This is a genomic window from Paraburkholderia heleia NBRC 101817 (assembly GCF_000739775.1).
GTDB lineage: Bacteria > Pseudomonadota > Gammaproteobacteria > Burkholderiales > Burkholderiaceae > Paraburkholderia > Paraburkholderia heleia.
Genome location: NZ_BBJH01000009.1, coordinates 117,880 through 143,089, shown reverse-complemented (window position 1 = coordinate 143,089; position 25,210 = coordinate 117,880). Strand labels below are relative to the sequence as shown.

The window sequence follows — 25,210 nt, the reverse complement described above, 5'->3', positions numbered from 1 at the left end:
AACCGCGAAGCGCCCTCCGTCCATTGCCGAGTCTTTCTCTTTCTTCCTCCCGCTACTGCGACTTCTGCGAACCGACCTCGCGGTCCCATTTCTGGAACGCCGCGACCATCGCCTGCGCCGAAAGCGGCTGGACATGCGGATAGGCCGTGAGCCACTTCGCGTACTCGGGGCGGCCGTACTTCGCGATCACGTCCTGGCTTGCCCTGGGCGCCATCTGCAGCGTGACGTCCTTCACTGCCGGGCCCGGATAGAAGTAGCCGTCGTCATAGGTCATGGCCTGCTGCTGCGGCTCGAGCATGAAGTTCATGAGCTTGAGCAGCACCGCGAGCTTCTCTTTCGAAACGCCCTTCGGCACGACCATGTAGTGGGCGTCGTTCACCCACGTCATGTTGCTGAACGCCTGCACCCTGAAGTCCGCCGGCACGATGCCGAGCGCGCGCGGGTTGATGTCCCAGCCCGTCACGGTCACGGTCATGTCGCGGGTGCCTTCGCCCAGTTCCTTCATCACCGCCGAGGTGCCGCCCGGGTAGTACGGCACGCACGCGTTCAGTTCCTTCAGGTACGCCCAGGTCTTGTCCCAGCCGTTGATCGGATCTTGCGGGTTCTTGTCGCCGAGCAGGTACGGCAGGCCCATGAGGAACGTGCGGCCCGGACCCGAGTTGGCCGGACGCGCATAGATCAGCTTGCCGGGGTTCGCCTTGCACCACGCCAGCAGTTGCTGCGGCGTCTGCGGCGGCCTGGCGACCCTGGCGGGGTTGTATTCGATCAGCGGACCGGCCGGCATGTACGACACTTCGAGGCCGTAGCCCTGCGCCAGGTCCTGCATTTTGCGCGGCCCCGGCGCGTACTTGTCGAGCACGCCCGGCAGCGCGGCCTGCTGATCCGGCAGCAGCTTCATCCACAGGTTCTGTTCGATGCCGGCGGCAAGCGCGTCGGTGCCCGTCAGCACGAGATCGATGTCGGCGCGGCCGGCGGCCTGCATTGCCTTGATCTTGCCGGGCAACTGCGGCGCGGGCGCGTTGGTGTAGGTGATATGGGAGACGAGATTCGGGTTTTTCGCCTCGAACGCTTCGAAGGCTTTCTGCGTGAGCTGCAGGTTGCCGGCCACGTCGACTATGTTCAGGGAAACGGGATCGGCCTTTGCCGCGCTCATGCCGAGCGCCGCGGCCGCCGCCACACACACGGCCAGCACGCTGGCCTTCAGGCGTCCATCGAACATCGCATCTCCTCGCATCCGTTTATGGAATTTGTTCTAACGCGACCATTCTTGTCCTGTCTTGCCCAGGCCGGACACAGGATGCCGAACCACGCACCAAGTTGTCAAGCAACGCCAGGCGCTTTGCGGGACTACGGTGAGCCTCCTGGCGGACGTCTCCTGGAGAAAGCCTGTTTGCTCCGTTCAATGGCTTGCTTGTGCCCAATACGCCGCTTACGCATTGGCCGCCTGGGTCGAGGCGACCCGCTTCTGCTCGAACGCAAGCAGCGCCCTGGCCGCGTCGCCGATCGCCGGCAGCGCCTCAGCGGGCGACTGCGAGAGGAGCGGCAGGATCGGGCCCATGTCGGCAATGCCCGAGAGCGTCACGGCGTCGTGCAGCACGCGGATGAGCGAGATGTGCTCGCGCAGCGTTTCGAGCGGCATGAAGGCATCGTGGAGGCGCTGCGCTTCTTCCGCACGGCCTTCCTTCGCCGCCTTCAGGAGCGCCATGACGGCGTTCGCAGCGATACAGCCCGAGCCCGTCGTCCACGCGGCCAGACCGAAGTCGCGCACATGAACCAGCGCCGGACGCTCGCCCATGCCCGAAACGACCTTCGAGGCCGGCACGCTCTCCAGCAGGCGGCCCAGGTACGGGTCGTTCGCCGGGTCCTCGCGCACGATGGCGTACTTGAGCGCAATGAGGGTGCCGCGGTCAATCAGGCGCACGAGCGTGTCGACGTCGACATAGTCTTCGCTCTTGATATAGAGCGTGAGCGGCATGCCCGCGGCGTCGGCGATGCGCGCGAGACCGGCTTCGACGCCCGCGGGCGTAGTGAAGCCGGAGAGCGGCAGCACCATGGCCGTCCTGTACTGCGTTTGCGCGAGGATGCGCGCCTCGTCGAGCATCTTGCCGTAGTCGGGACCGATGGCCGGAATCACGCGCGTTTCGGGCGCGGTGAGGTCGGCGAGCATGTCAAGCAACTCGCGGAATTCGCTCACGGCGACGTGGTACAGGTTCGCATTGCCGCCGTACAGCAGCGTGCGGATACCGCCCGCTTCCAAATGGCGGATCAGCGTGCGGTTCTGCTCGACATCGAGAGAGAAGTCGGAGCGGCGTGCGAGCGGCGGCACCGCCATCACAGTCGAGGCGAATTCACTCTCGACAATCGGGGAGACGTTCATGAAGCCTCGTGCCGGGATGCAAGGTTGTCAATACCGGCCACAGTAGCATCGGCCCATCCGTGTTGTCAAACAACACGCTCGTTTGTCAGAGCTTATCCGGAGAGTATGACAACCATGACCTCCTGCCCTTGCGCGCCCGGTACCGGCCCCGCAAGGGGATATTGTAGAATCGCGCTCAAATCATGGAACCGGTTCCATTTGCTATCTCCGTTCCATGGCCGCCGCCGCGGCGTGTCATGCACAGCGCTCATGACGGCTACGCGGACACGGTCGAATCACACCGCGCCGAACTCATACAGAATCCCACAATGTCCGAATCTCCTCTCACGACACGCCGCGGTTTCCTGCGCACGGCAGCGGTGCTCGTGCCTGCCAGCGCACTGGCGGGCTGCGAGGGCGGCAAAGCGCCGTCGAGCGAAACCGCCGCGGCGGGCAGCGCCGCCTCTGCGCCCAACGCGAGGCCTGAAGCCGGGCAGGCCGTCGCCTATAAGCCGCGCTTTTTCGACGCGCGCGAGTGGGCCTTTGTCGAAGCCGCCACCGACCGCCTGATTCCCGACGATTCCGAAGGCCCCGGCGCGCTGGAAGCCGGCGTGCCCGAATTCATCGACCGGCAGATGGACACGCCCTACGCGCACGGCGCACTCTGGTACATGCAGGGGCCGTTCCAGCAAGGTGAGCCCGAACTCGGCTACCAGTTGAAGCTCGTGCCGCGCGACATCTACCGGCTTGGCATCCAGGCCGTGAACGCGTATTGCGCGAAGGCCTACGGCAAGGATTTCGACGCGCTCGACGCCAGCACGCGCGACAGCGTGCTGGCCGCGCTCGAAGCGGGCAAGGTCGAACTGGACGGCGTGCCGGCCTCCGTGTTCTTCGGCCAGTTGCTGCAGAACACGCGCGAAGGTTATTTCTGCGACCCGATCCACGGCGGCAACCGCAACATGGCCGCGTGGAAGATGATCGGCTTCCCCGGCGCGCGTGCCGACTTCATGGATTTCGTGAACCAGAACGGCAAGCCCTACCCGTACGGCCCGGTCTCGATCAACGGGGAACGTACATAAATGGCGATCAAGAAACCTCACGTCGATGCCGTCGTGATCGGCTTCGGCTGGACCGGCGCGATCCTCTCGAAGGAACTGACCGAAGCGGGCCTGAACGTGGTCGCGCTCGAGCGCGGCGAGTATCGCGACACCTACCCGGACGGCGCATACCCCAACACCATCGACGAACTCACGTACAACATCCGCAAGAAGCTCTTCCTCGATCTTTCGAAGACCACCGTTTCGATCCGCCACGGCGTGAACGACACAGCCCTGCCCTACCGCCAGCTCGCCGCGTTTCTGCCCGGCGAGGGCGTGGGCGGCGCAGGCCTGCACTGGTCGGGCGTGCATTTCCGCATCACGCCCGAAGAGCTGCGCCTGAAAAGCCACTACGAAGAGCGCTACGGCAAGAAGTTCATCCCCGAAGGCATGACGATCCAGGACTACGGCGTCACCTACGACGAACTGGAGCCGCACTTCGACTTCGCGGAAAAGGTGTTCGGCACATCGGGCCAGGCGTACAAGGTGAAGGGCGACGTGGTCGGCGACGGCAATGTCTTCGAAGCCGCGCGCAGCGACAATTTCCCGTTGCCCGCGCAACTGAATACGTACTCGGCGCAGCGCTTCTTCGACGCGGCGAAGTCGCTCGGCCTGCATCCGTACCGCCTGCCTTCGGCGAACACGTCGGGGCCGTACACGAACCCCTACGGCGTGCAGATGGGCCCGTGCAACTTCTGCGGCTTTTGCAGCGGCTATGCGTGCTACATGTATTCCAAGGCTTCCCCGAACCTCAACATCCTGCCCGCGCTCAAGCAGGAAAAGCACTTCGAACTGCGCTCGAAGTGCCACGTGCTGCGCGTCGAACTCGACGACACGAAAAAGCGCGCCACGGGCGTGACTTATATCGATCCGGCGGGCCAGGAAGTGTTCCAGAGCGCGGACCTCGTGATCGTCTCGGCGTTCCAGTATCACAACGTGCACCTGCTGCTGCTCTCGGGCATCGGCAAGCCTTATGACCCGGTTTCGGACGAGGGCGTGGTGGGCCGCAACTTCGCGTACCAGAACCTTTCGACCATCACGGCGTTCTTCGACAAGGACACGTGGACGAACCCGTTCGTCGGCGCGGGCGGCAACGGCGTGGCCGTGGACGACTTCAACGCCGACAACTTCGACCACGGGCCGCCCGGCTTCGTGGGCGGCTCGCCGCTGTGGGTGAACCAGGCGGGCGTGAAGCCGATCGGCGGCATCGCCACGCCCGCCGGGACGCCGAACTGGGGCGCCGGGTGGAAGAAGGCCGTAAAGGACCACTATGCGCACACCATTTCGATGGATGCGCACGGCTCCAACATGTCGTACCGCGACGTGTACCTCGACCTCGATCCGACCTATCGCGACTCGTACGGCCAGCCGCTCCTGCGCATGACCTTCGACTGGAAGGACAACGACATCAGGATGGCGCGGTACGTGACGGGCCAGATGCAAAAGATTGCCGAGGCGATGGGCCCGAAGGCCATCAATGTCTATACACGCGAGTTCGGCGCCCACTTCGACTCGCGCCGCTACCAGACCACTCACCTCGTGGGCGGGGCCGTGATGGGCACCGATCCGGACACCAGCGTCATCAACCGCTATCTGCAGAGCTGGGATGTGCACAACGTGTTCGTGATGGGTGCCTCCGCGTTTCCGCAGGGGATCGGCTACAACCCGACCGGCCTCGCCGCCGCCCTCGCTTACTGGAGCGCGAAAGCCATTCGCAACCAGTATCTGAAGAACCCCGGCCCCCTCGTGAGCGTGTGAAAAGCCGCATGAAGAAGAACTTCGTTTCCCTGTGCGCGAACGTTGTTCGCGCAACGGTTTCGGTCGCGGCTTGCGCGGCGCTCGCGTCATTCACGGCGCATGCTGCATGCGCCGCCGAACTGCCGAACGCCGCGCTCGTCGCGCATGGCGAATACCTCGCGCGCGCCGGCGACTGCATTGCCTGCCATACCGCGCAGGGCGGCAGGCCCTTCGCGGGCGGCCTGAAGTTCGATACGCCGATCGGCGCCATCTACTCGACCAACATTACGCCCGACGCGAATACGGGCATCGGCAAGTGGCGCTATGACGACTTCTCCAGGGCGGTGCGTCAGGGCGTGCGGCCGAATGGCGACACGCTTTACCCCGCGATGCCCTATCCCTCGTACGCACGCCTCTCCGATGACGACATAAAGGCGCTCTATGCGTACTTCATGCACGGCGTCGCGCCCGTGCGCGCACAGAACCGCGCCGTGGACATTCCCTGGCCGCTTTCGATGCGCTGGCCGCTCGCCGCCTGGCGCATGCTGTTCGCGCCGAAGGTGCAGGCGTTCGACGGAGCGCATTACAACGACGCGATTGTCGCGCGCGGCGCCTATCTCGTGCAGGGCCTCGGCCACTGCGGCGCGTGCCACACGCCGCGCGCACGCACGATGCAGGAACGCGCGCTCACCGACCTCGAAGGCGACGACTTCCTCGCCGGCGGCGGCCCGATCGACGGCTGGGTGCCCTCGAGCCTGCGCGGCGACCCGCGCACGGGCCTCGGCAGCTGGAACGACGACGACATCGTGCAGTTCCTCAAGTCGGGGCGCAATCTGCATACCGCCGCGTTCGGCGGCATGACCGACGTGGTTCAGCACAGCATGCAGCACATGAACGACGCGGACCTGCTCGCCATCGCGCGCTACCTCAAGACGCTGCCCGCAAGCGACCCGAAGGAAACCGCGTACGCCTATGATCCGGCCGCCGCGAAACAGCTGCAAAACGGCGACGCGAGCGCGCGCGGCGCAGCGGTCTACCGCGACAACTGCATGGCCTGCCACCGCAGCGACGGGCGCGGCTACACGCGCGTATTCCCGGCGCTCGGCGGCAACCCGGTCGTGCAGGGCAAGGACCCCACTTCGCTGATTCACGTGCTGCTCGCAGGCAGCGCGCTCGAAGGCACGCTATCGGCGCCCTCGTCGTTCACGATGCCGCCTCTCGGCTGGCGCCTGTCCGACCAGGAAGTGGCCGACGTGTCCACCTTCGTGCGTGCGAGCTGGGGCAACGCTGGCGCGCCCGTGAGCGCCGCAGACGTCGCGCAGGTCCGCAAGACCGTCACCGTGAGCACGCCGGCGCCGCCGCCCGGCGCAACGCTCAAGCGCTGACGCGCCCCGCGCCGCACTTTTCCCTCCCCCGCGTTTCACGCCTGCAGTCTCGCTCGCGAGGCCGCAGGCGCGTACGCGCATAACCAGAAATCGCTCTCGAGGCGATCCCTGGACGAGGTGTGGATGAAGACGCGCAGTACCACAACGTTTCGGTGGGCGCGACCTACGATCTCCCGACGCGCTCGACGGTGTACCTGCTCGCGGGCTACCAGCATGCATCGGGCATGACGCTCGACGCCGCCGGCAATCCGGTCGCGGCACCCGCCTCGGTGTCGGACAAGGGCAACGGCCACTCGTCCGCCACGCAGTGGCAAGCCATTGTGAGCGTAGGCCTGCGTCAGAAGTTCTAATCAATTTGACGCTTCGTTGCTGACGCAACGAAATATCGGGTGCTCATGTCATGAGCGCCCGCTTCCGTTTGCGAGGCGCTTCGCCGTTCAATGCAGCACCTCGGGCCGGTCCAGCAGGCCGTAAAACTCGTCGATCGTCACAGTCGGTGCGAACTGCGAGAGTGTGGCGACGATCACGTCGTCGCAAATCGCCGATCCTGCCGTCGATTCGAGCTGAACCCCTGCCGCCGCGGCCTGGCTTTCGGCCAGTTCGAGCGCGATCGACAGGATAAAGCGTGCGTCGGTTTGGGTGAGTAGGGTTTTCATGCCTGCTCTAACGGCGCACGCGTGGGGAATCTTTAGCGGTTTGTGGGGTTTGGCGAAGTTTCGTAACGGCCGCACGCAACCCCATGCTCAACGCGTGCGCGCCACGAACTGCCCGGGACTCGTGCCCGTCAATCGTCGGAACATTGCGATGAAAGCCGACGACGTGGCGTACCCCAGATCCAGCGCCACGGCCTCGACGCTGCGCCCCGCATGCAGCATCGGCAGCGCGTTGACGAGCCGGATGCGCTGGCGCCATTCCGTCAACGACATGCCCAGTTCGTTTTGCGCGCGCCGCATGAGCGTGCGCTCACTCATGTGATACGCATCGGCCAGTTCGGCAAGCGAGCGGTTGTCGGCGGGATTCTGGCGCAGCACCTGGAGGATCGCGTTGAGATCGGCGTCGTCGGTATGCGGGACGAAGCTGCCCGTGGTCGCGCTGGTCGACAGCTGATCCACGAGCACGCGCAACAGACGCGCGCGCTGCGCCTCGCCCTCTTCCTCCGCCGGCGTCGCGCGCAGATGCTCGAGGATCGCGCGCACGAGCGGCGACACCATGACCGCGCAGCTCGTTGCCGGCATGCGCGTGCACAGGTCGCGGCTGATGTACACCGAGCAATGCACCGTCTCCTGCTCGTTGAACCCCACGTGTTCCGTGCCCGGCGCAATCCAGAGCCCGAGATGCGGCGGCGTGATGTAGTGCTCGTCCCCGGCCTTCACCTCGGTCGTGCCGCTGAACGCATAAACGAACTCGCCCCATGGGTGGCACATCTGCGGATACGTGGCGTGCGAAGGCATGTGCTCCATGCGGAAGAACACGGGCGTGGGCAGCACGTCGGTGAAGGGCGGCAGGCGCAGGTAGCGCGCCGGGCGAGCACGGTCGGGTGTTTTGGGCATGGCAGTCTGGGGCTATCGATTGTCAGTTTTGCGCTATATGCGCGCATCCCGACGCATCAATACTACGCCCACTGCAAGCAGACTTCAGCCGAATCCTTCCAATCAGTGAGCCCGCAATGAGAAAGCAAGTCGACGCAACGGCCGTGGCCATTATGGTGGCGCTCTGCCTCGCGTGGGGTCTGCAACAGGTCGCGATCAAGGCGGTGGCCGGGGACATCCCGCCCATGCTGCAGATCGGGCTGCGTTCGGGCGTGGCTGCGGCACTCGTGTGGCTCTTCAACCAGTTCGTTTCGCGCGAGCGTTGGCTGCCGGGCGTGGCGCGCGGCGCGGGGCTTGTCACAGGCGGCTTGTTCGCGCTCGAATTCGTGTTCGTGGCCGTGGGCCTGCGCTGGACCAACGCCTCGCATATGGCCGTATTCATCTATACCGCGCCGATGTTCGCGGCAATCGGCCTGCATGTGCGCCTGCCCGACGAACGCCTCGCGCGACTGCAATGGGGCGGCATTGCGATCGCCTTCACGGGCATCGTCATCACGTTCCTCGGCTCCGCGCTGCTGGGCGCCGACATACCGGGCTCGCCGATGTGGCTGCCCGGCGACTTCATGGGCCTGTGCGCGGGCGCGGCGTGGGGGCTCACCACTGTCGTCGTGCGAACGAGCCGCCTGAGCGAGGCGCCCGCCACACAAACGCTCTTCTATCAACTGGCGGGCGCTTTTGTCGTGCTGGTGCCGTTCGCATATCTGACCGGCCAGGCGCACTTTCACGGCACGCCGCTCGCCCTGGCCTCCCTCGCATTCCAGACCCTGCTCGTCTCGTTCGTGAGCTATCTCGTGTGGTTCTGGCTGCTGCGCCGCTATCTGGCCGCGCGCCTCGGCGTACTGTCGTTCATGACGCCGCCGTTCGGCGTGGCGTTCGGCATCGTGCTGCTGCACGAGCGCGTGGAGCCCGCGTTCCTCTTCGGCGCGGCGCTCGTGCTGCTCGGCCTGCTGGTAGTGAACGCGCAAGGCTGGGTCCGCCAGGCTTTCGGGCGCCGTGCCGCCGACGCAAACGGCGCGCAGGCTTCCTGACCGGTTTGGCAGCCGGATGAGTGCGGTCCTGCGCGATTAAGCCGACGCGCCGCGCTTGCCCGCCGGCATTTCGCGCACGACCGCCTCGGCCACGAACTCACCGAATTCTGAGGTAAAGTCACTCGGGTTCCGACTCCCAGCGAATCCAGCACCCGATGCCAACCCTCTCGACTTTCACGCCCGTGGCGCTCGAACACGCGAGCCGCCTCATCAATCACGGCCCCACGGTGCTCGTCACCAGCAGCGACGGCAAGCGCCGCAACGTCATGGCGGCCGCATGGTCGATGCCTGTGGAATTCACGCCGCCGCGCATCGCCATCGTGATCGACAAGCGCACGTTCACGCGCGAACTCATCAACGCGAGCGGCACGTTCGGCGTGATCATTCCGGGCGCCGCCGCAATCGACCTGACCTATGCCGTGGGCAGCGTAAGTGGCCGCGAGATCGACAAGTTCCAGCGCTTCGATATCGCCGCGATTACGGGCCCCAGGCTCGGCGTGCCCCTGCTCGAAGCAGGCTGCTGCGCGTGGATGGAATGCCGCCTGATTCCCGAGCGGCATACCGAAGACGCCTACGATACGTGCTTCGCCGAAGTGATCGCCGCCGCGGCCGACCCACGCGCCTTCCGCAATGGCCACTGGGAACTCGACAGCAGCAACGCCGACCTGCATACGATCCACCATCTTGGCGCAGGCAATTTCGTGCGCGCCGGCGATACGACGAAGGCGCGCGAACTCGCGTAAGCGCGCATACGCGAGCAGGCCGCTACGATCCCGGATGCCATGAAGTCGCCCCTGGCGATTCAAACGAGCGCGTGCTTGAATTTTGTAGACGATCGGTCTAATATCGGCGACATGGAACCGATCATCGCCAAACCGCGCCGCGGCAGGCCGCCGAAAGACCCGCGCGCGCACGCCGGCACACGCGAAACGCTCATTCGCGCCGGCATGGAAATGCTGACCGAACAGAGCTTCGCGGCCACGGGGCTGGATGCCGTGCTCAAGCGGGTGAACATTCCCAAGGGCTCGTTCTATCACTACTTCGACAGCAAGGAAGCATTCGGGCGCGAGTTGATGACCGCGTACGACACGTACTTTTGCGCGAAGCTCGACCGCTGGCTGCAGGACGACACGCGCCCCGCCCTGGAGCGGCTCGGGGCCTTCGTCGACGACGCCAGCCAAGGCATGGCCCGTCACCGCTATACACGCGGCTGCCTCGTGGGCAACCTCGGCGTGGAAGTGGACATCCTGCCCGGCGACTTCCGCGAAACGCTCGAACGCATTCTGCAGGGCTGGCAGGCGCGCATCGTGGCGTGCCTGCGCGAGGCCCAGCGCGAAGGCGTGCTCGCCAAACGAATCGACCTCGCGTCACTCGCCGCCTTCTTCTGGATAGGCTGGGAAGGTGCCGTGCTGCGGGCGAGGCTCGTGCGCAGCGCAGCGCCACTCGACACATTCTTTAGAGGTTTCATCGCGGGGCTGCCGCGCGCATGAGGCGCGGCAGCCCCAACCGTTCACTGTTTCAGGAGCAGGATCCATCATGTTCAAGGCCATTCTGATTGATAAGGAATCCGGATCGTATGAAGCACGCATTGCCGAACTCGACGATGCGCGCCTGCCGGAAGGCGACGTGCTCGTCGATGTCGGCTACAGCACGCTGAACTACAAGGATGGCCTCGCGATCACGGGCAAAGGCCCGGTCGTTCGCAGCTTCCCGATGGTTCCGGGCATCGATTTCGCAGGGACGGTCGCGCAAAGCACGAACCCTGCTTACGCGGTGGGCGATGCGGTCGTACTCAACGGCTGGGGCGTTGGCGAACAACATTGGGGCGGCCTCGCGCAGAAGGCGCGCGTCAAGGGCGACTGGCTCATTGCGCTGCCGAAGGGCTTCACGCCGCGACAAACGATGGCGGTCGGCACGGCCGGATACACGGCCATGCTCTGCATTCTCGCGCTCGAACAGCACGGCATCACGTCCGCGCACGGCGACGTGCTCGTCACGGGCGCGAGCGGAGGCGTGGGCAGCTTTGCCATCGCGCTGCTCACGCGCCGAGGCTATCGCGTCGTGGCTTCCACCGGCAGGCTGCAAGAGGCGGCGTATCTGAAGCAGCTCGGCGCCGTCGAAGTGATCGACCGCGCCTCGCTGTCGGAGCCGGGGCGCCCGCTGCAAAAAGAACGCTGGGCTGCCGCGATCGATTCGGTGGGCGGCCACACGTTGGCAAATGTCTGCGCGAGCCTGCGCGCGGATGGGGCGGTGGCTGCCTGTGGCCTGGCGCAAGGTATGGATCTTCCCGCGACGGTTGCGCCATTCATTCTGCGCGGCGTGAGCCTGCTGGGCATCAATAGCGTCACGCGTCCATTGGCGCAGCGGCAGCAAGCCTGGCACGCGTTGGGAGAGACGCTCGATCTGAAGCAGCTCGACACGATTACGCAAGAGATCGGCCTGGCCGAGGCCATTGGGGCCGCGAACGATCTGCTCGCCGGGCATGTGCGCGGGCGGCTCGTGGTGGACGTCAACCGGTAATATGCGCAGCCGCGGCGATTCAACGCCTCACAATTTCGCCGCGTTCACGAACCCTTCGCGAACGCGCGCGGCGTGACGCCGAGAAGCCGCGTCATCCAGTGCGCCATATGGCTTTGATGCGCGAACCCCGCTTCGAGCGCCACCTGGCTCAGGCTGAGTCTGCCTTCGATGAGCAGCGCCCTTGCGCGTTCGACGCGCCGGCGCACGACGTATTGATGCACCGGCATCCCCAGCGTTTCGCGAAACAGGGCCTTGAAATGCGGCACGCTCAGGTCGACGAGCGCAGCGAGTTCGGCAAGCGTGAGGCGTTGATCGAGATGGCTCTCGATGTAATCGGTCACGCGCGCCGCTTTATGTGCCGCCAGCACCGCTGCGCCCCGGCCGTCTGGTGCAGCTGTGCCGCCGAGCAGCCGCACGACCATCGCGGTGGCAATGCTCTCGGCGAATAGCGGGTCGCAAGCCGTTCCCGCATCGATCTCGGCCAACAGCGCACCCGCCAGCGAATTGATGCGCGGGTCGCGCAACTGGAGATGCGGCCGGATCTCGCGCTTGCCCCACGGGTTCTCCATCTGCTCGGCAATCGATCGCGCGAAAGAGTCGTCGAACCACACGCGCAGAATCGTGCAGTCCGCGTCATCGGTCCATTCGCCTTCGACCCCGGCGGGCACCACATCCGTGTCGCCATGCGCCTGGAGCCGCGATTGACGGCGGCCGTCGCACGCGCAGCGCGCACGCACCGGCGTGCCGACATGAATGCCGATGCGGTGATACGCCATCGCGGGAAAACGATGCTGCCCCGCACTCACCCGCAGCAGTTCGGCGCCACCGCCCTGCCAGCCCAACCCGGCGCTCGAGCGCAGGCTGACGCTTGTTCCTGCGTGCCGGTGCGAATCTGCGATCAGTGCGCTCATGGCATTCCTTTTCGACGCTCAAGCGGTGCGGGAAATCGTGCGATGTTTGCGGCCAGTTTACTGGATTGCGGCCATGCCCGCGCACCGCGCAATGGCGGACGTATTCAATCATCCGTTTCTGCGCAGCGCCATCCGTTCCTGCGCGCCAAGCGGCGTTCGTCTGCCTACGATGACGCAGACCACGCACACCAGGAGAACAATCATGTTCGTGATTTTTGGAGCATCGGGAAAAGCCGGATGCGTCACCGCCGCCGCGTTGCGTCGTGCGGGCAAGCCCGTGCGCGCCGTGGTGCGCCACGCCCGCCAGGGCGAAAGCCTCGCGGAGCTGGGCTGCGAAATCGCGCTTGCGGATCTGACCGATGCGCAGTCGGTCGCGGCCGCGATCAAGGGCGCTCACGCCGTCCAGCTGCTATGTCCTGTCCCATCCGGTGATACGGATCCCGAAGCAACCATGCGCACGATGATCGACGCCGCGACCGGCGCCCTGCGCGAAAACCCGCCCGCCACGCTGCTCGCCATTTCCGACTATGGCGCGGAATTGCCGTTGAATACGGGCATCACGCGGCTCTATCACTATCTCGAAAAACAGCTGAAGCCCATTGCTACGCACCTGGTGCTGCTGCGCTCGGCGGAACATATGCAGAACTGGGCGGCGTTCATTCCCGGGGCGCTCACAACCGGTACGCTGCCGAGCCTCCATCTGCCTTTGGAGCGGCGCTTTCCCACGGTCGCCGCACAGGACGTCGGCACGGCGAGCGCCGGGTTGCTGCTGGAATCGCATCAGTCTGATACGACGAGAATCGTGAGCATTGAAGGACCGCAGAGGGTCAGCGTGAACGACATCGCGGCGGCCCTGAGCGAGGCGAGCGGCCGCACGATCACGCCTTACGCACTGCCGCGCGAATCGTGGACGCCCATGCTTCTCAAAGGCGGAATCAGCGAGAAGCACAGCCGGCTCATCACCGATCTTTACGACATATACAACACCGGCCGCATCGACGTGGAAGCGAGCCGCAGCGAGCGGCGCTTCGGCACGACCGCGTTGGACGACGTGTTCGGGCCACTCGTTGCGAAATTCAACAGCAAATAGCGCGCACGCCGCGATGACAAAAAACGGCCGGGCGTTACGCGCGCCCGGCCGTCCCTGCAAGATCGCAGCGATCAGAACCACTTGCCAAACTGGTTGCCCGGCGCGAGCGACACCCCGCGCAGCACTTCGCCGAAGCCCGCGTTGCGCAGCGTCACGAAGCGCTCGTTCGCGGCACCCGAAGCCGTGGTGTTGCGCAGCACGTCGCGCACGGCGACAAGGCGATTCGGGTCCGCGCCCTGGTCGCCGTTGCCGCTCACCGTCGAGGTGATCGCCCAGATCGTGACCGTGCCGTCCTGCTCGACGTGGCCCGTGATGTTACGCAGGCCGTCCGTGGCGGGCGACCACGGCAGGTTGGTCGCGCTGTTCGTACCCATCGGATAACCGGCAACGGTGTACGAAGTCCCCAGATTCAGGCCGTTCTGGAGCGTGTACACGAGCTTCCATGACTTCGTTCCGGCGTTGTACACCCACTTCTGCAGGCCCGCACTGGTCTGCTGCGCGGCGTGCGTATACAGATCCGTGCCGCCCGAGTAGCCGTCGCCCTCGTCGGCTACATAGAGCGTGTTCGCGTCGGCGAACCACAGACCGAACGGGTACGAGAGCGTCGTCGCCGTCTTGTTCGGCGTAGCCGGGAAGCCCGCGAGCACGCATACGTTGTTCGGCAAGCCGCTGGTCGTCAACGTGGCAGCGTCGTACGCGAGCGGGCTGGACGGCAGTTTCGCGCCCGCCACCGGCACGCCTACGCCGCCGGACGGGCACGCCTTGCCGGTGGTGTCGACGAAGTACACCGTGTTCACGCCGTTGCTGCCGCTGCCCTTCGTGAAGTACACGACGTTGTTGAAGACGGTGAGCCCGCGGAAGTTGTCGTCCTTGCCCACCTTGTCGGCCTTCGCACCGAGTTGCGTCACCGAGAAGCTCGCGAGCGGCGTGGGCGTGCCGGGCGTTTGCTGCGCCTCATGCTGGTGCGTCGCTGCGATGAATTGCGCGCCCGCCCCGAGAATCACGCCTGCCGGCTGCGGATTCGAACCGTTGCCCGCGTTGCCTACCGTGTAGTAAACCCCGTTGCCCTCGCCGTTGTCGTTGCCGTTGTTGAGCAATGCGGCGCGGCCGTTATTGCCGCTGTATGCATTCGTCTGCGTAAAGGAGAAGTGCCCTTCGGCGTCGAGCCGCGCGACCGCGCGATAGAACGCCTGACCGTCCGGATTCGTCGCATCGATCGCGCCCGGCGTATTCGAGTTCGATACGTCGATCGTATTGACCGGCGCAACGTAGCCCATGAAAGTCAGGTAACGGCCATCGCTCGAGAGGTTGAGCGCGAGTTCGGACTTGGAGCTGAAGCTCGTCACGAGCTGGTCGTGGCCATGGCCCGGATGCAGGCTGTTGGGCACTTCAAGCGTGTGGACGACCTGGCCGCCCGGCGTCATGGTGTCGAGGAAAATGCGCGCCGTGATGCCGAAGCTCGGATCGTAGAGCACGTTGTTCCAGACGGCCGGATATGTGCCGTCAGTCGGCGCGCCGCCCGTGGGGCAGCTCGCCTGCGCACTGTTGCAACCGGGCGGCAGCGTCATGCCGGGCGTGACGTTGCTCGACAGATTGTCGTACACACTGCGGCTCACGACGAGCAGGCCCGAACCACCGAAGAACGCGTTGCCATCTTGCGCGGCTGCGGCTGCGCTGGCACAAACCAAAGCAGCGGCGATAGCAAGACGGGAAGGACGCGCGACGGAACAAGCGCCGCAAAATGCTGAGCGAAGGGTATGGATGGCCATCTGTAGCGTCTCCGAAAGGAATTACAGGCGTTTTGTCAAGACGAACACGGGGTCAATCCTGCTTACCGTAGCGAAATTCTGTGAAAGATTCGTTGCAGGCAATGCGGCGTGGCTCACGCGATTTCCACTGCGGAAAATCGGGCGCCTCAGCCCGTTTTCGCTTCGGCTATTTCGTTTGTTATCCTCATTATTTGTTCGCCCATGCCTGCTCGAAGGCTTCGTCGAAAATCGGACAGACGATAGCAGGATTCAATTTGAATCCTGCCTGTCACCCTACTGTAATTGACAGTACGCGGACCAGGCAGACTCCGCGACATCCCGCAAAACATGAATAACGGGAGAAGCTCGTGAGACCAATCCCCCCTCTGATTGCCGCTTTCGTTTGCGGCGTTTGCGCGTTGACGTGCCACGCACAGGATGTGACTGGCTGCGGCAGCACGCTCGCCGCGCCGCTCTATATGCATTGGGCCACCGACTACCAGAAGTCCGGCGGCGGCAAGGTGATCTACCGCAGCACCGGCTCGACGGACGGCATCAAGCAGATCGTTGCGCGCACGGTCGACTTCGCCGGCTCCGACGCCCCGCTCACGAGCGAGCAATTGAGCAAGGAAGGATTGCGGCAGTTTCCCACCGCGATAGGCGGCGTGGTGCCGGTCGTGAATCTTCCGGGCATCAAGGCCGGCCAGTTGATGCTCAACGGCGAGGTGCTGGGCCAGATTTTTCTCGGCAAGATCCTGTACTGGGACGACCCGGCCATCGCGCGGCTCAATCCGAAGATCAAGATGCCCAACACGCCGATCGCTGTCGTGCGGCGTCTGGATGGGTCGGGCACGACGCTGATCTGGACGCACTATCTTTCGCAGGTGAGCCCCGAATGGAAACGCAAGGTCGGCGAAGGCGCCAGTGTTCACTGGCCGCTGAGGATAGGCGGGAACGGTAATGAAGGCGTCGCCACGTTCGTAGGCTACCTGCCCGGGGCAATTGGCTATGTCGCATGGGACTTCACGAAGCAGAATCATCTGACCTACACGGCCATGACCAACGCGGCGGGCGCCGTCGTGCAGCCGGGCATCGAGAGTTTCAGCGCGGCTGCAGCGAATGCGGACTGGTCAAGCTCGCTCTTTCAGGTGCTGACCAATCAGCCGGGCAAGGACGCATGGCCCGTGATGGGCGCGACCTACGTGCTGTTGCAGGCGACACCGGACCACTCGGCGCACAATGCCGCAACGCTGAAGTTCTTCGACTGGGCCCTCACGCACGGCGAGCCGACGATTCAGGCACTGGACTATATTCCGCTGCCTGCCGTTGTCGTGACGAAAATCCGCGCGCAATGGTACGACGATAAGAGCGACGACGACGCACACAAGGCGGTTGCCGCACAGTAGCGCCCACGTCGATTCACGAGTGTTCACGCGCCGGGCGCCGTTGCGCCGGGGAGGCGTTGATGAGCAAGAACGCACACTGAACGCGCGCATGGCGACATGCCGACGCCACGCGCTTGCACGAATCAACGCTTGCCTGCTTTGCGCCTGCGGGAATCGCATTTACGGCAGAGGTCCGTCAACACCCAGCGGGCGATGATCTCGGGGCGATTCGTTCCGTACTGCGCGAACTTGATTTCGTTTTCGAAGTAGACGATGACGCTTCCGGCCATGACGCGGTAAGCACCCGCGTAATTCACGCCATCCAGTTCGACGCTCAGAGGATGGGTGGTTTCGTATTCTGCAAGGGCCAAGGTAAGCGCGGAAATGTCTAAATTATGACAATATCGTTTCCCGGCCCCATTGGTCAATGAAATATGCGTTTTGTTTCATATTGACGATTGCCTTCCCGATTTCGGCACATTATGAGAGCCTGGCACGCCTTTTAACGGGGCACGCATCAACGCTGCCTGATTCAGCCTGCCATACGGGCTTGCCGCGAACCACCGCTCGCCAACGGAAGCGCTCCAGGCATTCACCCAGCGCGTCGCCATCATTTTTTCGGATTCTGCCTCGGCATTCATCAGCCGCTTCATTGCCAGGCCAAGGCGGTGCATTGCATACCGCTTACGGCGCGCTTCAGCATCCACTCGCGCGTTCATCGTCTCGCCTCTTCCGGTTGGGTATTGCGTAGACAAAACCTGGAGACCCGCCTGCACCGATACCTTGCGAAGCCGGAGCACGACTCCCGCCGAACCGCGCGAGAACGCTCATTAAGGCACGGAAAACAAGGCGAAAACATCAGGGAGAGTATTGAGGCAGTCGCCGCCATGAAAGCGCCTTCACCGGACGGCGAAAAAGCACGCCGCCCACGACGATCTGGCTCTCTGCTCACAACCCTACGCCGGCCATATGACACTCGTTAGTAAGCCGCGAATTCGGGCCTTTTGTCTAAATACAACCGATGAATGGCGGCAACCTCGCGACGCACTGCGCGATCATGATGGATCGGCAACCCCTGTCCAGAAGGCTCACAGCGCATCGATCCATGCGAACAACGACACACGGCGGCCCCCGATTCGCGCTGGAGCGCGCACTGAAGCAACCGTTGCTGAATGTGGTGGCCCGGTTGCCCGACAGCGTGCAGCGCGCGATGTTCATCCCCCCGATACGGCGCATCTGCATTCGCGTTCCGGTATTACGCGCGGTGTACTCCGGCTGCCTGCGGCGCCACCCCATCGATCTCCTGCACGGCACGGACACGAGCGGACTGGTCGATTCCAACGCGCTGCAGCACGACGCCGATCTTGCCGTTCAACTCAGGCCTTACATGGGCTCGCAGCCGACCATCATCCGCCGAGCGCTCGATACCCTGGGCGATGTCACCGGCTATACGTTCATGGACATCGGCTGCGGTAAGGGCCGGCCGATGATCGTCGCCTCCGAGTATCCGTTCTCTTTGGCGCTGGGCTACGATATCAGCGCGGACCTCGTGAGAACGGCGAACGCGAACGCGGCCGTCATGGCGCGGCGCTTCCCGCAACGGCCGCCCATTCGCGCATTGCACGCCAATGTTGCCGATTTGAAGGTGCCGTCGGGCAACGTAGTCGTCTTTCTGTTCAATCCATTCGGTCCCGAGCTGATGGCGTCGTTGCTGGAGAAACTCGAAGCGGGCCTCGCGAGCGGCACCATCGAGCACCTTTTCATCGTCTACGATAACCCCGTGTGCGGGGAAGTCTTCGACGGCTCCCGCCAGTTGCAGCGCTGGTTCGCCGGCGTATTTCCGTACGATCACGACGAAGTCGGATTCGGGCCTGAGGACCACGAGAACGTCGTCGTCTGGCAAAGCGTGCGCGGCGCGCGCCCCGACACATTCGCCGACCGCAATCGCCGCATTACGACGAAAGACCGCCTCAGCACTTCCCTTGAAGGCTGAATCGCAAGCACCAGGAATTCATTCAGGAGACGCAAGTGCCGACCTCCGTCGCGGCGATATACGAGTCGTCGCCCGCCGCTTCCTTCCGGTACGCGTTGCACACGTGCGAGACCGTCGATGCGTTTCGCGCATTCGAGCCCCAATGGCGCGCGCTTTCATCCGGAGCCGAGGCGTATTCTCCATTCATCAGCTTTGCCTACTGCGAGGCTGCCGTCGCGGCGGCGCTGAAGAGCGGCGCGAAGGTCGAAGTCGCGACGGTGCACGACGCGCGTGACCTTCTGGCGTTATGGCCCGTTGCCATCACGCGCAAAGGCGCGTGGCGAACGGCCCGGGCACTGGGCTGCGGATGCGGCGAGGAATACGGCGGCCCGCTGATCGCCGACACCCGGCGCGCGGAACTTTACGATGCAGCGGTCGAGGCGGTCTTGCGGATTCACGCCGATGCGCTCCACATTCCGATGCTGCAAAACGGCAGCACGCTGCAACATGCGCTCGACGCCGCGCCGCAGTCCTGGGTGCAGCGCGCGCTGCCGCAGCGATGGCGCGTGATGCCCGGCTATTCGATCAACCTGCGCGCCGCGTCCACGTGGAACGATTTCCTCGCAACGCGGCATTCGACGCTGCGCGCCGCGCTGCGTTCGAGCGCGAAGCGGCTGCGGCGCGAAGGCGAAGTCAGTTTTGGCTGGTGCAATAGCGCCGAAGACACCGAGCGCGTATTGAAGTGGCTATTCGCCAACAAGCGCCAATGGGCACTCAAGCGCGGAATCGAATCGCCCTATTTGATGGAAGACCGGGTACGCGATTTCTTCATCGACCTTGCAAAGCGAACCGACCTGACCACCCTGCCGCTTGTCGCCTATGTGCAAGTCAATGGGCAGCCGGTGGCAGCATCGGTCAATCTCGTCGGCGCGCGCAGCGTCGAGTATTTGATCACCACCTACGACGAGGCGTTCAGCGTGTTTTCGGTGGGGAACCTGTTGATCGAATACATCGCGCAATGGGCCCAGGCCCATGGCCGCGATTTCGACTTTCGGCCGCTGCATGGCGACTACAAGGTACGTTGGGCGGATCGCGAAACCAGGCACGAATCGCGTATCGTCGTGCTCAATGCGCGCGGACGGCTCATCGAGCTGGCGTTGTCGTGGGCCCAGGCGAGGCGCGTCTATCGAAAAGTCACGACGCTTGTGACGACGCGCCTGAAATGAGCCAATAGCGCACCCAGGCGCCGCTCACGGCCTTACCACACCGCCCTCCCCATGCGTTTCGGTTTGCGGCGAATCGTCGAGCGTTTCGAGCGCCGGATTGTGAGGAAGGACGAGCGCCGCGCCCGCGCCCACGAGCCCCGCTCCCGCAAGACATAGCAGGCCCGCGCCGAAGCCGCCGGTGCTGTCCTTGATCCAGCCCATCGCGTAGGGGCCGAAAAAGCCCGCCAGATTGCCGAGCGAATTGACGGCCGCAATGCCGCCGGCCGCTGCCGCGCCCGAAAGAAACGCGGCCGGCAGCGTCCAGATCACCGGCAGACAACCGAAAATACCGAAGCCCGCGATGGAAAGCGCCAGCATCTTGAGCACCGGATTATCGAGTCCCGCGGCAGCCGCAATACCGGCGGCTGCGACGGCCAGCGCAAATGCGACGTGACGCTTGCGTTCAAGCCGGCGGTCGGAATGCCGACCCCACAGCACCATCGAAACGACGCCCACTGCGTAGGGCAGCGCAGTGACGAAGCCCGTCTGCACATTCGTGAGGCCGAACGCCTTGACGATCTGCGGCAGGAAGAAACTGAGGCCGTAATTGGTTGCATTCGCACCGAAATAGATCAGCGCCACTGCCAGCACGCGCGGATTGATGAGCGCCTCCAGCACGCTGAACGTGCGCACCTTCTCCCGATGACGACGCTCCTGCGCCTGACGATCGACGAGCCAGCGGCGCTCGTCGTCGGCGAGCCAGTTGGCGTCGGCGGGTTTGTCGGTCAGATAGAAGAGCACAGCGACGGAGAGCACGACCGCGGGAATTGCCTCGATCAGGTAGACCCACTGCCAGCCCGCCAGCCCCCCTCTGCCGTCCAGCGAAAGCAGCGAGCCGGAAACCGGGCCGCCAATCACCGTCGACAAGGGAATGGCCGCCATGAAATAGCCCACCACGCGCGCGCGGTATTTGGCGGGAAACCAGAGCGTCAACAGAAAGATGATGCCGGGGAAGAAACCCGCCTCGGCGACGCCGAGCAAGATACGCAGTCCATAGAATACATGTGCGTTCGACATGCCAGTGATGCGGGCGAGGTCCGGAATGAATGCCATCGCGCCCGCGATAATACCCCACGTGAACATGATGCGCGCGATCCAGCGCCTTGCGCCGAAACGTTCGAGCAACAGGTTCGACGGCACCTCGAAGAAGAAATAGGCAATGAAGAAGATCCCTGCGCCGAAGCCGAATGCGCTCGCGGAAAGATCGAGTGCCTTGTTCATCTGCAATGCAGCAAAGCCGACATTGACCCGATCGAGATACGCCACGAAATAGCAAACGATCAGGAACGGCACGAGCCTTGCCGTCACGCGCGCCATGGTGCGGGTTTCAAGCTCCATATCTGTCTCCATCGAGGCCGGCTGCGCGGCGCGGTGCGCCAGTGACGTGCCGGACCGTTCGTCCGTTTGGTATCGTTAAAGACTAGTCGCTCGCGGCGCGATACGAAAGGACGGTTCACATGGTGGGATATGAACCGGAAACGGCATGGCGAATTAAAGCTTCGGACACGAAAGCACTTGCATTGGCTGTGTGGCAACACCGGGCTGGGCGCCACGGGTCAATGTGCCCTGCGGCGGCGTCGAAACGAGGCGCACGCTGTCCGGACCGGCGTTGGCGAGCGCGTACTTCTCCTCGCTGCCTTCGGGTTGCCAGTACGCGCGAAATACGGGGCCATCGCTGAAAACGAACAACGTGCCGTGCGTGGCCTGCCCCGCGGTAACGAAATCGACCGGTTCGCCGCTGCGTAGTGCGAAGCCGCCGGCGGCGCTTGTTCCCACGAGCTTGCCGCACGGCGGCGCGGAGTCGGAGGCGGGATCTGCGCCATGTGCTGGCTGGGTCGTGAGCAGCGCCACGCCGAAACACAACGACAATGCGAGCGTAAGCGTTGTCTTCACGTGCAACCTCGTGAACTCGTCATCGGTTGTTCCGGAGCGCGCAATCCGCATTCCCGCGTGCGGAGGATACAAACGACGGTCCGCGCGGAGCCGGCCACCGGGATGGCAAGCGTCAAAGGTCGCCGGAGTCCTTGCCGAGCGTGTTGATATCGATCTCGAGGGCGCGGCAGACGTCGCGCACGAACTCATCCATGGCAGCCGTGCATTCGGGGCTCCCCGCCGGGAAGTCCTCGGGGTTCTTCTTGCCTTGCGCGCGACGGATGACGCGAATGCTCGCCTCGAGCGCGCGCGCCTCTGCCCAGATCGGTGGTTTGTCGGGATAGTCGGGATGTTTGCGCGCCATGGCCGGTATTTCGGCAATGGCCAGGCGAACTTTAGGCCGGGGCGGCAAGCGAACACCAGGACGCCCACCTCGCCGAGGATGCCAAACGTTTGCGCCAATCTCATCCCATTGCGATTGGCGGCTCCGCCGCTGGCGAGACCGCGCTTATCCAGCGCGCATCATCGGTAACCTGGGCAACACCAATAGAGAGGCCCAGTCCGAACGCGCTGCCGTGCACCGTCGCCACACCGGTTTCATCGGGCGGCGCGTTGACAACTATTTCGTCATCCTTGAGATATGCCTCTCCTTACGTCGTTTTGCCGATCAGGCCCGTGTGGGTGTCGCCGATCATGAAAAGTACGCGCGTTGCCTCCAGAAATAATGCGAGCGGTCGTAAACGGAGGTATTACATTTCGTTCCCGGTTGTTGCAACGGGACCGCACCGACTCGCAAGACAATGTCCAACGTTCTGGCCCAGTATTGGGGAACGATTCGGCGCACTTTCCTCGCCGGAAACAGCGCTGCCCTGAAGCTGGCGCAGTTGCGCGTGATGATCTATCAGCTTCCCATGATGTATGGGCTGCTGGTCGTCAACACGTGGGGCATGGTGCTGCCTCACGAGAACGAGATTCCCGCATGGCAAGGCGTGATCTGTCCGCTGGTGCTCACTGGATTTTGCTTTGTTCGCGTCGTCTCCTGGCTGCGGCTCTCCAGGATCCGTGTGAGTGCGCAAGATGCGGTTGCGATCCTGGGCAATTCCAACAGGCTCGCCTGGATCTTCTCCATTTCGTTCACGGCATGGTCGCTCTCCCTGCTGCCTCATGGCGGCGCGGCATTCAAGCTTCATGTCGCCTTTTACATGGCCATTACGGTCGTCGGCGTCATCTTTTGCCTGATGAACGTCGTCAAGGCGGCGTTCGCCGTCACCGCCATTGTCAACGGCGCGCTCGTCGTTACGTTCCTGAGTTCGGGAAATGGTGTATTCCAGGCGATCGCCATCGATACGTCGCTGGTTTCGCTGGCGATGCTGGTCGTTGCATTCACGCATTTCAAGAACTTCTCGGATCTCGTTGCCACGCAAGCCGAAAACAAGCGCCTCGCGAATATCGACAGTCTCACGAATCTCCCTAACCGGCGGGCCTTTTTCACCTCGCTCGACAGGCATTTCGATGCTGCCGTCGCATCGGGTGGACGGCTCGCGGTGGGCCTTGTCGATCTCGACGGCTTCAAGTCCGTCAACGACATTCATGGCCACTCGCTGGGCGATCATGTGCTGGCCGAAGTCGCGTCGCGCCTCGCCAGCGCGGCGCGCGGCACGATTACGCTTGCGAGGCTGGGCGGCGACGAATTCGGCATCATCGTCACGGACGACTGCGCGGACGCTGGCCTCTCGCAACTCGGCCGCACCCTCTGCGATGTTTTTCAAACACCCATACTGGTCGGCGAGATATCTGTTCGCCTCGGGGCGACGATCGGCTTCTCTACCTATCCGCACATTTCACGAAACAAGGCGGATTTGTTCGAAACGGCAGACTACGCACTTTACGAGAGCAAGCGCCGCTCGCGCGGCTCGGTAACCATCTTTTCGGAGACGCACCGCAACGCCATCATTCGCGAGTCGCAGATTGCCCAGGCGCTACGCTCCCCCGATCTCGCCAGTGAACTTGACCTCGCGTTCCAGCCGATCTATTCGCTCGATCGCCAGCGCACCGTCGGCTTCGAAGCCCTGGCGCGCTGGCGAAGCGCGTTGCTCGGCACGGTCCCGCCCGGCGAATTCATTCCCGCCGCGGAGCGCAACGGCGTGATCAACAGCTTGACCCTCGCGCTGTTTGCCAAGGCGCTGGCCTGCGCGAAGCAATGGCCAGCGCATATCCGCTTGTCTTTCAACCTTTCAGCGCATGATTTCGCCAGTGAACCTGCCGTGAAAGAGTTGGCCCGGTACATCGTCAGCAGCGGCATCGACCCGGCCCGGCTCGACTTCGAAATCACCGAAACCGCAATGGCCAAGGACTTCGAGCAGGTCCAGAAAGCGGCCGGGGTGCTGCGCACGCTGGGTTGCGGTTTGTCAGTCGACGATTTCGGCACCGGCTATTCGAGCCTTTCGTACCTGTGCAAACTGCCGCTCACGCGCCTGAAGATCGACAGGATGTTCGTGAGCGGTCTCAAGGCGCGCACGACGGCGTTCACCGTGGTTCGCACGCTGCTCAATCTCAGCCGGCAGATGTCGCTCGACTGCATCGTCGAAGGCGTGGAGACGGCGGCCGAACTGCAAACGGTCGCGGCGCTCGGGGCAACGCTCATTCAGGGCTACTACTGTTCCCGCCCGATGGAGGCTTCGGCAGTGGCGGCTTTTCTGGAGCGCGAAAGCGAGGGCGAAGCGATGGCTCGCCTGACGGGAGAATGACGAACGGGCCTCTCTCAGCCGGTCAACGCGCCGAGGCAGCGGCCACACGAACGCGCCTGGCCGAGCCGCAGGCGCCCGGCGCTCACCGTCACCTCATTGCCGCAATCGCACCGGCAAACCCACTTGCTGTCGCCGGCATAGCGATCCGTCGTCAGCTGGCCGAATACCTCGCCGCCCTTCAGCGCGGGCGAGCCCGGCCGGGACCGCCACACGCGGCGCTGCTCACCGCAGCCACAATCGCGCGTCTGGCCGCCCTCCACCGCATCGAGCGCGGCGGTGACGTGGGCGCCGCACCGGCACCGCCAGAGCCAAACGCCAGCGCCGCGATATTGAAGCGCGACGAGATCGCCGAAGGTGCGGCCGGAAACGTCGCGATACGGCGGAAACGGCCATTCAGGCGGCAAGGGGGGACGGATACGCTGGTTCACGACAGGTAGATGGGATTCGGCGTCCTGGTCTCAAGGGTAGGCGGGCGTCTTCGATATACGCGTGCGCAACCCGGCAAAGA

24 protein-coding genes and 1 pseudogene are annotated in these 25,210 nt (G+C 64.1%); 13 read left to right on the top strand and 12 right to left on the bottom strand.

Features of this window, described 5'->3' with window-relative positions; genetic code table 11:
* Nucleotides 1-52: 52 nt before the first annotated feature.
* Together BHE01S_RS10605 and BHE01S_RS10600 are read right to left on the bottom strand one after the other, a co-directional pair.
* The gene (locus BHE01S_RS10605; protein ID WP_245639704.1) at nucleotides 53-1,153 is read right to left on the bottom strand and encodes an ABC transporter substrate-binding protein; all 1,101 of its coding nucleotides are present in this window, start codon (nucleotides 1,151-1,153) and stop codon (nucleotides 53-55) included.
* 276 nt (nucleotides 1,154-1,429) lie between these two features.
* Nucleotides 1,430-2,377, bottom strand: a complete 948-nt coding sequence (locus BHE01S_RS10600; protein ID WP_042263532.1) for a dihydrodipicolinate synthase family protein — start codon at nucleotides 2,375-2,377, stop codon at nucleotides 1,430-1,432.
* Between the two features lie 308 nt (nucleotides 2,378-2,685).
* On the opposite strand from BHE01S_RS10600, the gene BHE01S_RS10595 reads away from it, so the two are divergent.
* The 4 genes and pseudogenes from BHE01S_RS10595 to BHE01S_RS10580 form a co-directional block, all read left to right on the top strand.
* Nucleotides 2,686-3,435 carry a gluconate 2-dehydrogenase subunit 3 family protein gene (locus tag BHE01S_RS10595; protein WP_042263705.1) on the top strand — a complete coding sequence of 250 codons (750 nt, stop codon included), beginning with the start codon at nucleotides 2,686-2,688 and terminating at the stop codon, nucleotides 3,433-3,435.
* The gene (locus tag BHE01S_RS10590; protein WP_042263530.1) at nucleotides 3,436-5,211 is read left to right on the top strand and encodes a GMC family oxidoreductase; all 1,776 of its coding nucleotides are present in this window, start codon (nucleotides 3,436-3,438) and stop codon (nucleotides 5,209-5,211) included. It abuts the gene before it with no gap.
* 8 nt (nucleotides 5,212-5,219) lie between these two features.
* Nucleotides 5,220-6,575, top strand: a complete 1,356-nt coding sequence (locus BHE01S_RS10585) for a c-type cytochrome (RefSeq protein WP_042263703.1) — start codon at nucleotides 5,220-5,222, stop codon at nucleotides 6,573-6,575.
* 116 nt (nucleotides 6,576-6,691) lie between these two features.
* A pseudogene (locus BHE01S_RS10580) lies at nucleotides 6,692-6,925 on the top strand (porin); the annotation flags it as partial.
* Nucleotides 6,926-7,012: 87 nt separating this feature from the next.
* On the opposite strand, the gene BHE01S_RS10575 reads toward BHE01S_RS10580, so the two are convergent.
* Entirely contained in the window at nucleotides 7,013-7,231 is a 219-nt protein-coding gene (locus tag BHE01S_RS10575) for a hypothetical protein (protein ID WP_042263527.1), read from the bottom strand.
* Nucleotides 7,232-7,318: 87 nt separating this feature from the next.
* Nucleotides 7,319-8,125, bottom strand: a complete 807-nt coding sequence (locus BHE01S_RS10570; protein ID WP_042263526.1) for an AraC family transcriptional regulator — start codon at nucleotides 8,123-8,125, stop codon at nucleotides 7,319-7,321.
* A gap of 116 nt (nucleotides 8,126-8,241) precedes the next feature.
* Between BHE01S_RS10570 and BHE01S_RS10565 the strand changes: the two genes are divergently transcribed.
* From BHE01S_RS10565 to acuI, 4 genes are all read left to right on the top strand, one after another.
* Nucleotides 8,242-9,192, top strand: a complete 951-nt coding sequence (locus tag BHE01S_RS10565; protein WP_042263523.1) for a DMT family transporter — start codon at nucleotides 8,242-8,244, stop codon at nucleotides 9,190-9,192.
* 155 nt (nucleotides 9,193-9,347) lie between these two features.
* Nucleotides 9,348-9,935 carry a flavin reductase family protein gene (locus BHE01S_RS10560; protein ID WP_042263522.1) on the top strand — a complete coding sequence of 196 codons (588 nt, stop codon included), beginning with the start codon at nucleotides 9,348-9,350 and terminating at the stop codon, nucleotides 9,933-9,935.
* 111 nt (nucleotides 9,936-10,046) lie between these two features.
* Nucleotides 10,047-10,682 carry an acrylate utilization transcriptional regulator AcuR gene (acuR, locus tag BHE01S_RS10555; RefSeq protein WP_042263520.1) on the top strand — a complete coding sequence of 212 codons (636 nt, stop codon included), beginning with the start codon at nucleotides 10,047-10,049 and terminating at the stop codon, nucleotides 10,680-10,682.
* A 46-nt stretch (nucleotides 10,683-10,728) separates the two neighbouring features.
* Nucleotides 10,729-11,712 (top strand): acrylyl-CoA reductase (NADPH), encoded by a 984-nt coding sequence (gene acuI, locus BHE01S_RS10550; protein WP_042263519.1) that lies wholly within the window; start codon nucleotides 10,729-10,731, stop codon nucleotides 11,710-11,712.
* Nucleotides 11,713-11,756: 44 nt separating this feature from the next.
* Here acuI and BHE01S_RS10545 read toward each other — a convergent pair whose 3' ends face one another.
* Entirely contained in the window at nucleotides 11,757-12,623 is an 867-nt protein-coding gene (locus tag BHE01S_RS10545) for a helix-turn-helix domain-containing protein (RefSeq protein WP_042263516.1), read from the bottom strand.
* Between the two features lie 202 nt (nucleotides 12,624-12,825).
* Between BHE01S_RS10545 and BHE01S_RS10540 the strand changes: the two genes are divergently transcribed.
* Nucleotides 12,826-13,713 (top strand): NmrA family NAD(P)-binding protein, encoded by an 888-nt coding sequence (locus BHE01S_RS10540; protein ID WP_042263701.1) that lies wholly within the window; start codon nucleotides 12,826-12,828, stop codon nucleotides 13,711-13,713.
* 71 nt (nucleotides 13,714-13,784) lie between these two features.
* On the opposite strand, the gene BHE01S_RS10535 is transcribed toward BHE01S_RS10540, so the two are convergent.
* The gene (locus BHE01S_RS10535) at nucleotides 13,785-15,329 is read right to left on the bottom strand and encodes a hypothetical protein (protein WP_245639699.1); all 1,545 of its coding nucleotides are present in this window, start codon (nucleotides 15,327-15,329) and stop codon (nucleotides 13,785-13,787) included.
* 500 nt (nucleotides 15,330-15,829) lie between these two features.
* Between BHE01S_RS10535 and pstS the strand changes: the two genes are divergently transcribed.
* Nucleotides 15,830-16,867 (top strand): phosphate ABC transporter substrate-binding protein PstS, encoded by a 1,038-nt coding sequence (gene pstS / locus BHE01S_RS10530; RefSeq protein ID WP_157025287.1) that lies wholly within the window; start codon nucleotides 15,830-15,832, stop codon nucleotides 16,865-16,867.
* 122 nt (nucleotides 16,868-16,989) lie between these two features.
* On the opposite strand, the gene BHE01S_RS10525 is transcribed toward pstS, so the two are convergent.
* Together BHE01S_RS10525 and BHE01S_RS37680 are read right to left on the bottom strand one after the other, a co-directional pair.
* Nucleotides 16,990-17,217 carry a hypothetical protein gene (locus tag BHE01S_RS10525; RefSeq protein ID WP_042263514.1) on the bottom strand — a complete coding sequence of 76 codons (228 nt, stop codon included), beginning with the start codon at nucleotides 17,215-17,217 and terminating at the stop codon, nucleotides 16,990-16,992.
* 75 nt (nucleotides 17,218-17,292) lie between these two features.
* Entirely contained in the window at nucleotides 17,293-17,565 is a 273-nt protein-coding gene (locus tag BHE01S_RS37680; protein ID WP_157025285.1) for a hypothetical protein, read from the bottom strand.
* Nucleotides 17,566-17,951: 386 nt separating this feature from the next.
* Here BHE01S_RS37680 and BHE01S_RS10520 point away from each other — a divergent pair, with 386 nt between their 5' ends.
* Nucleotides 17,952-18,839 (top strand): class I SAM-dependent methyltransferase, encoded by an 888-nt coding sequence (locus BHE01S_RS10520; RefSeq protein WP_157025283.1) that lies wholly within the window; start codon nucleotides 17,952-17,954, stop codon nucleotides 18,837-18,839.
* Nucleotides 18,840-18,874: 35 nt separating this feature from the next.
* Nucleotides 18,875-20,044, top strand: a complete 1,170-nt coding sequence (locus BHE01S_RS10515; protein ID WP_042263511.1) for a GNAT family N-acetyltransferase — start codon at nucleotides 18,875-18,877, stop codon at nucleotides 20,042-20,044.
* 24 nt (nucleotides 20,045-20,068) lie between these two features.
* Here the strand turns inward: BHE01S_RS10515 and BHE01S_RS10510 are convergent, their stop codons facing one another.
* The 3 genes from BHE01S_RS10510 to BHE01S_RS10500 form a co-directional block, all read right to left on the bottom strand.
* Entirely contained in the window at nucleotides 20,069-21,421 is a 1,353-nt protein-coding gene (locus tag BHE01S_RS10510; RefSeq protein WP_042263509.1) for an MFS transporter, read from the bottom strand.
* Between the two features lie 153 nt (nucleotides 21,422-21,574).
* Nucleotides 21,575-21,976: a hypothetical protein gene (locus tag BHE01S_RS10505; RefSeq protein ID WP_245639698.1), complete on the bottom strand. Its 402-nt coding sequence runs from the start codon at nucleotides 21,974-21,976 to the stop codon at nucleotides 21,575-21,577.
* 112 nt (nucleotides 21,977-22,088) lie between these two features.
* Complete coding sequence (locus tag BHE01S_RS10500) at nucleotides 22,089-22,319, bottom strand: hypothetical protein (protein WP_042263506.1); 231 nt, start codon at nucleotides 22,317-22,319, stop codon at nucleotides 22,089-22,091.
* A gap of 436 nt (nucleotides 22,320-22,755) precedes the next feature.
* Here BHE01S_RS10500 and BHE01S_RS10495 point away from each other — a divergent pair, with 436 nt between their 5' ends.
* Nucleotides 22,756-24,702, top strand: coding sequence for a putative bifunctional diguanylate cyclase/phosphodiesterase (locus BHE01S_RS10495; RefSeq protein WP_042263504.1), 1,947 nt, complete (start codon nucleotides 22,756-22,758; stop codon nucleotides 24,700-24,702).
* A gap of 14 nt (nucleotides 24,703-24,716) precedes the next feature.
* On the opposite strand, the gene BHE01S_RS10490 is transcribed toward BHE01S_RS10495, so the two are convergent.
* The gene (locus BHE01S_RS10490; RefSeq protein ID WP_157025281.1) at nucleotides 24,717-25,130 is read right to left on the bottom strand and encodes a hypothetical protein; all 414 of its coding nucleotides are present in this window, start codon (nucleotides 25,128-25,130) and stop codon (nucleotides 24,717-24,719) included.
* Between the last annotated feature and the right edge of the window lie 80 nt (nucleotides 25,131-25,210).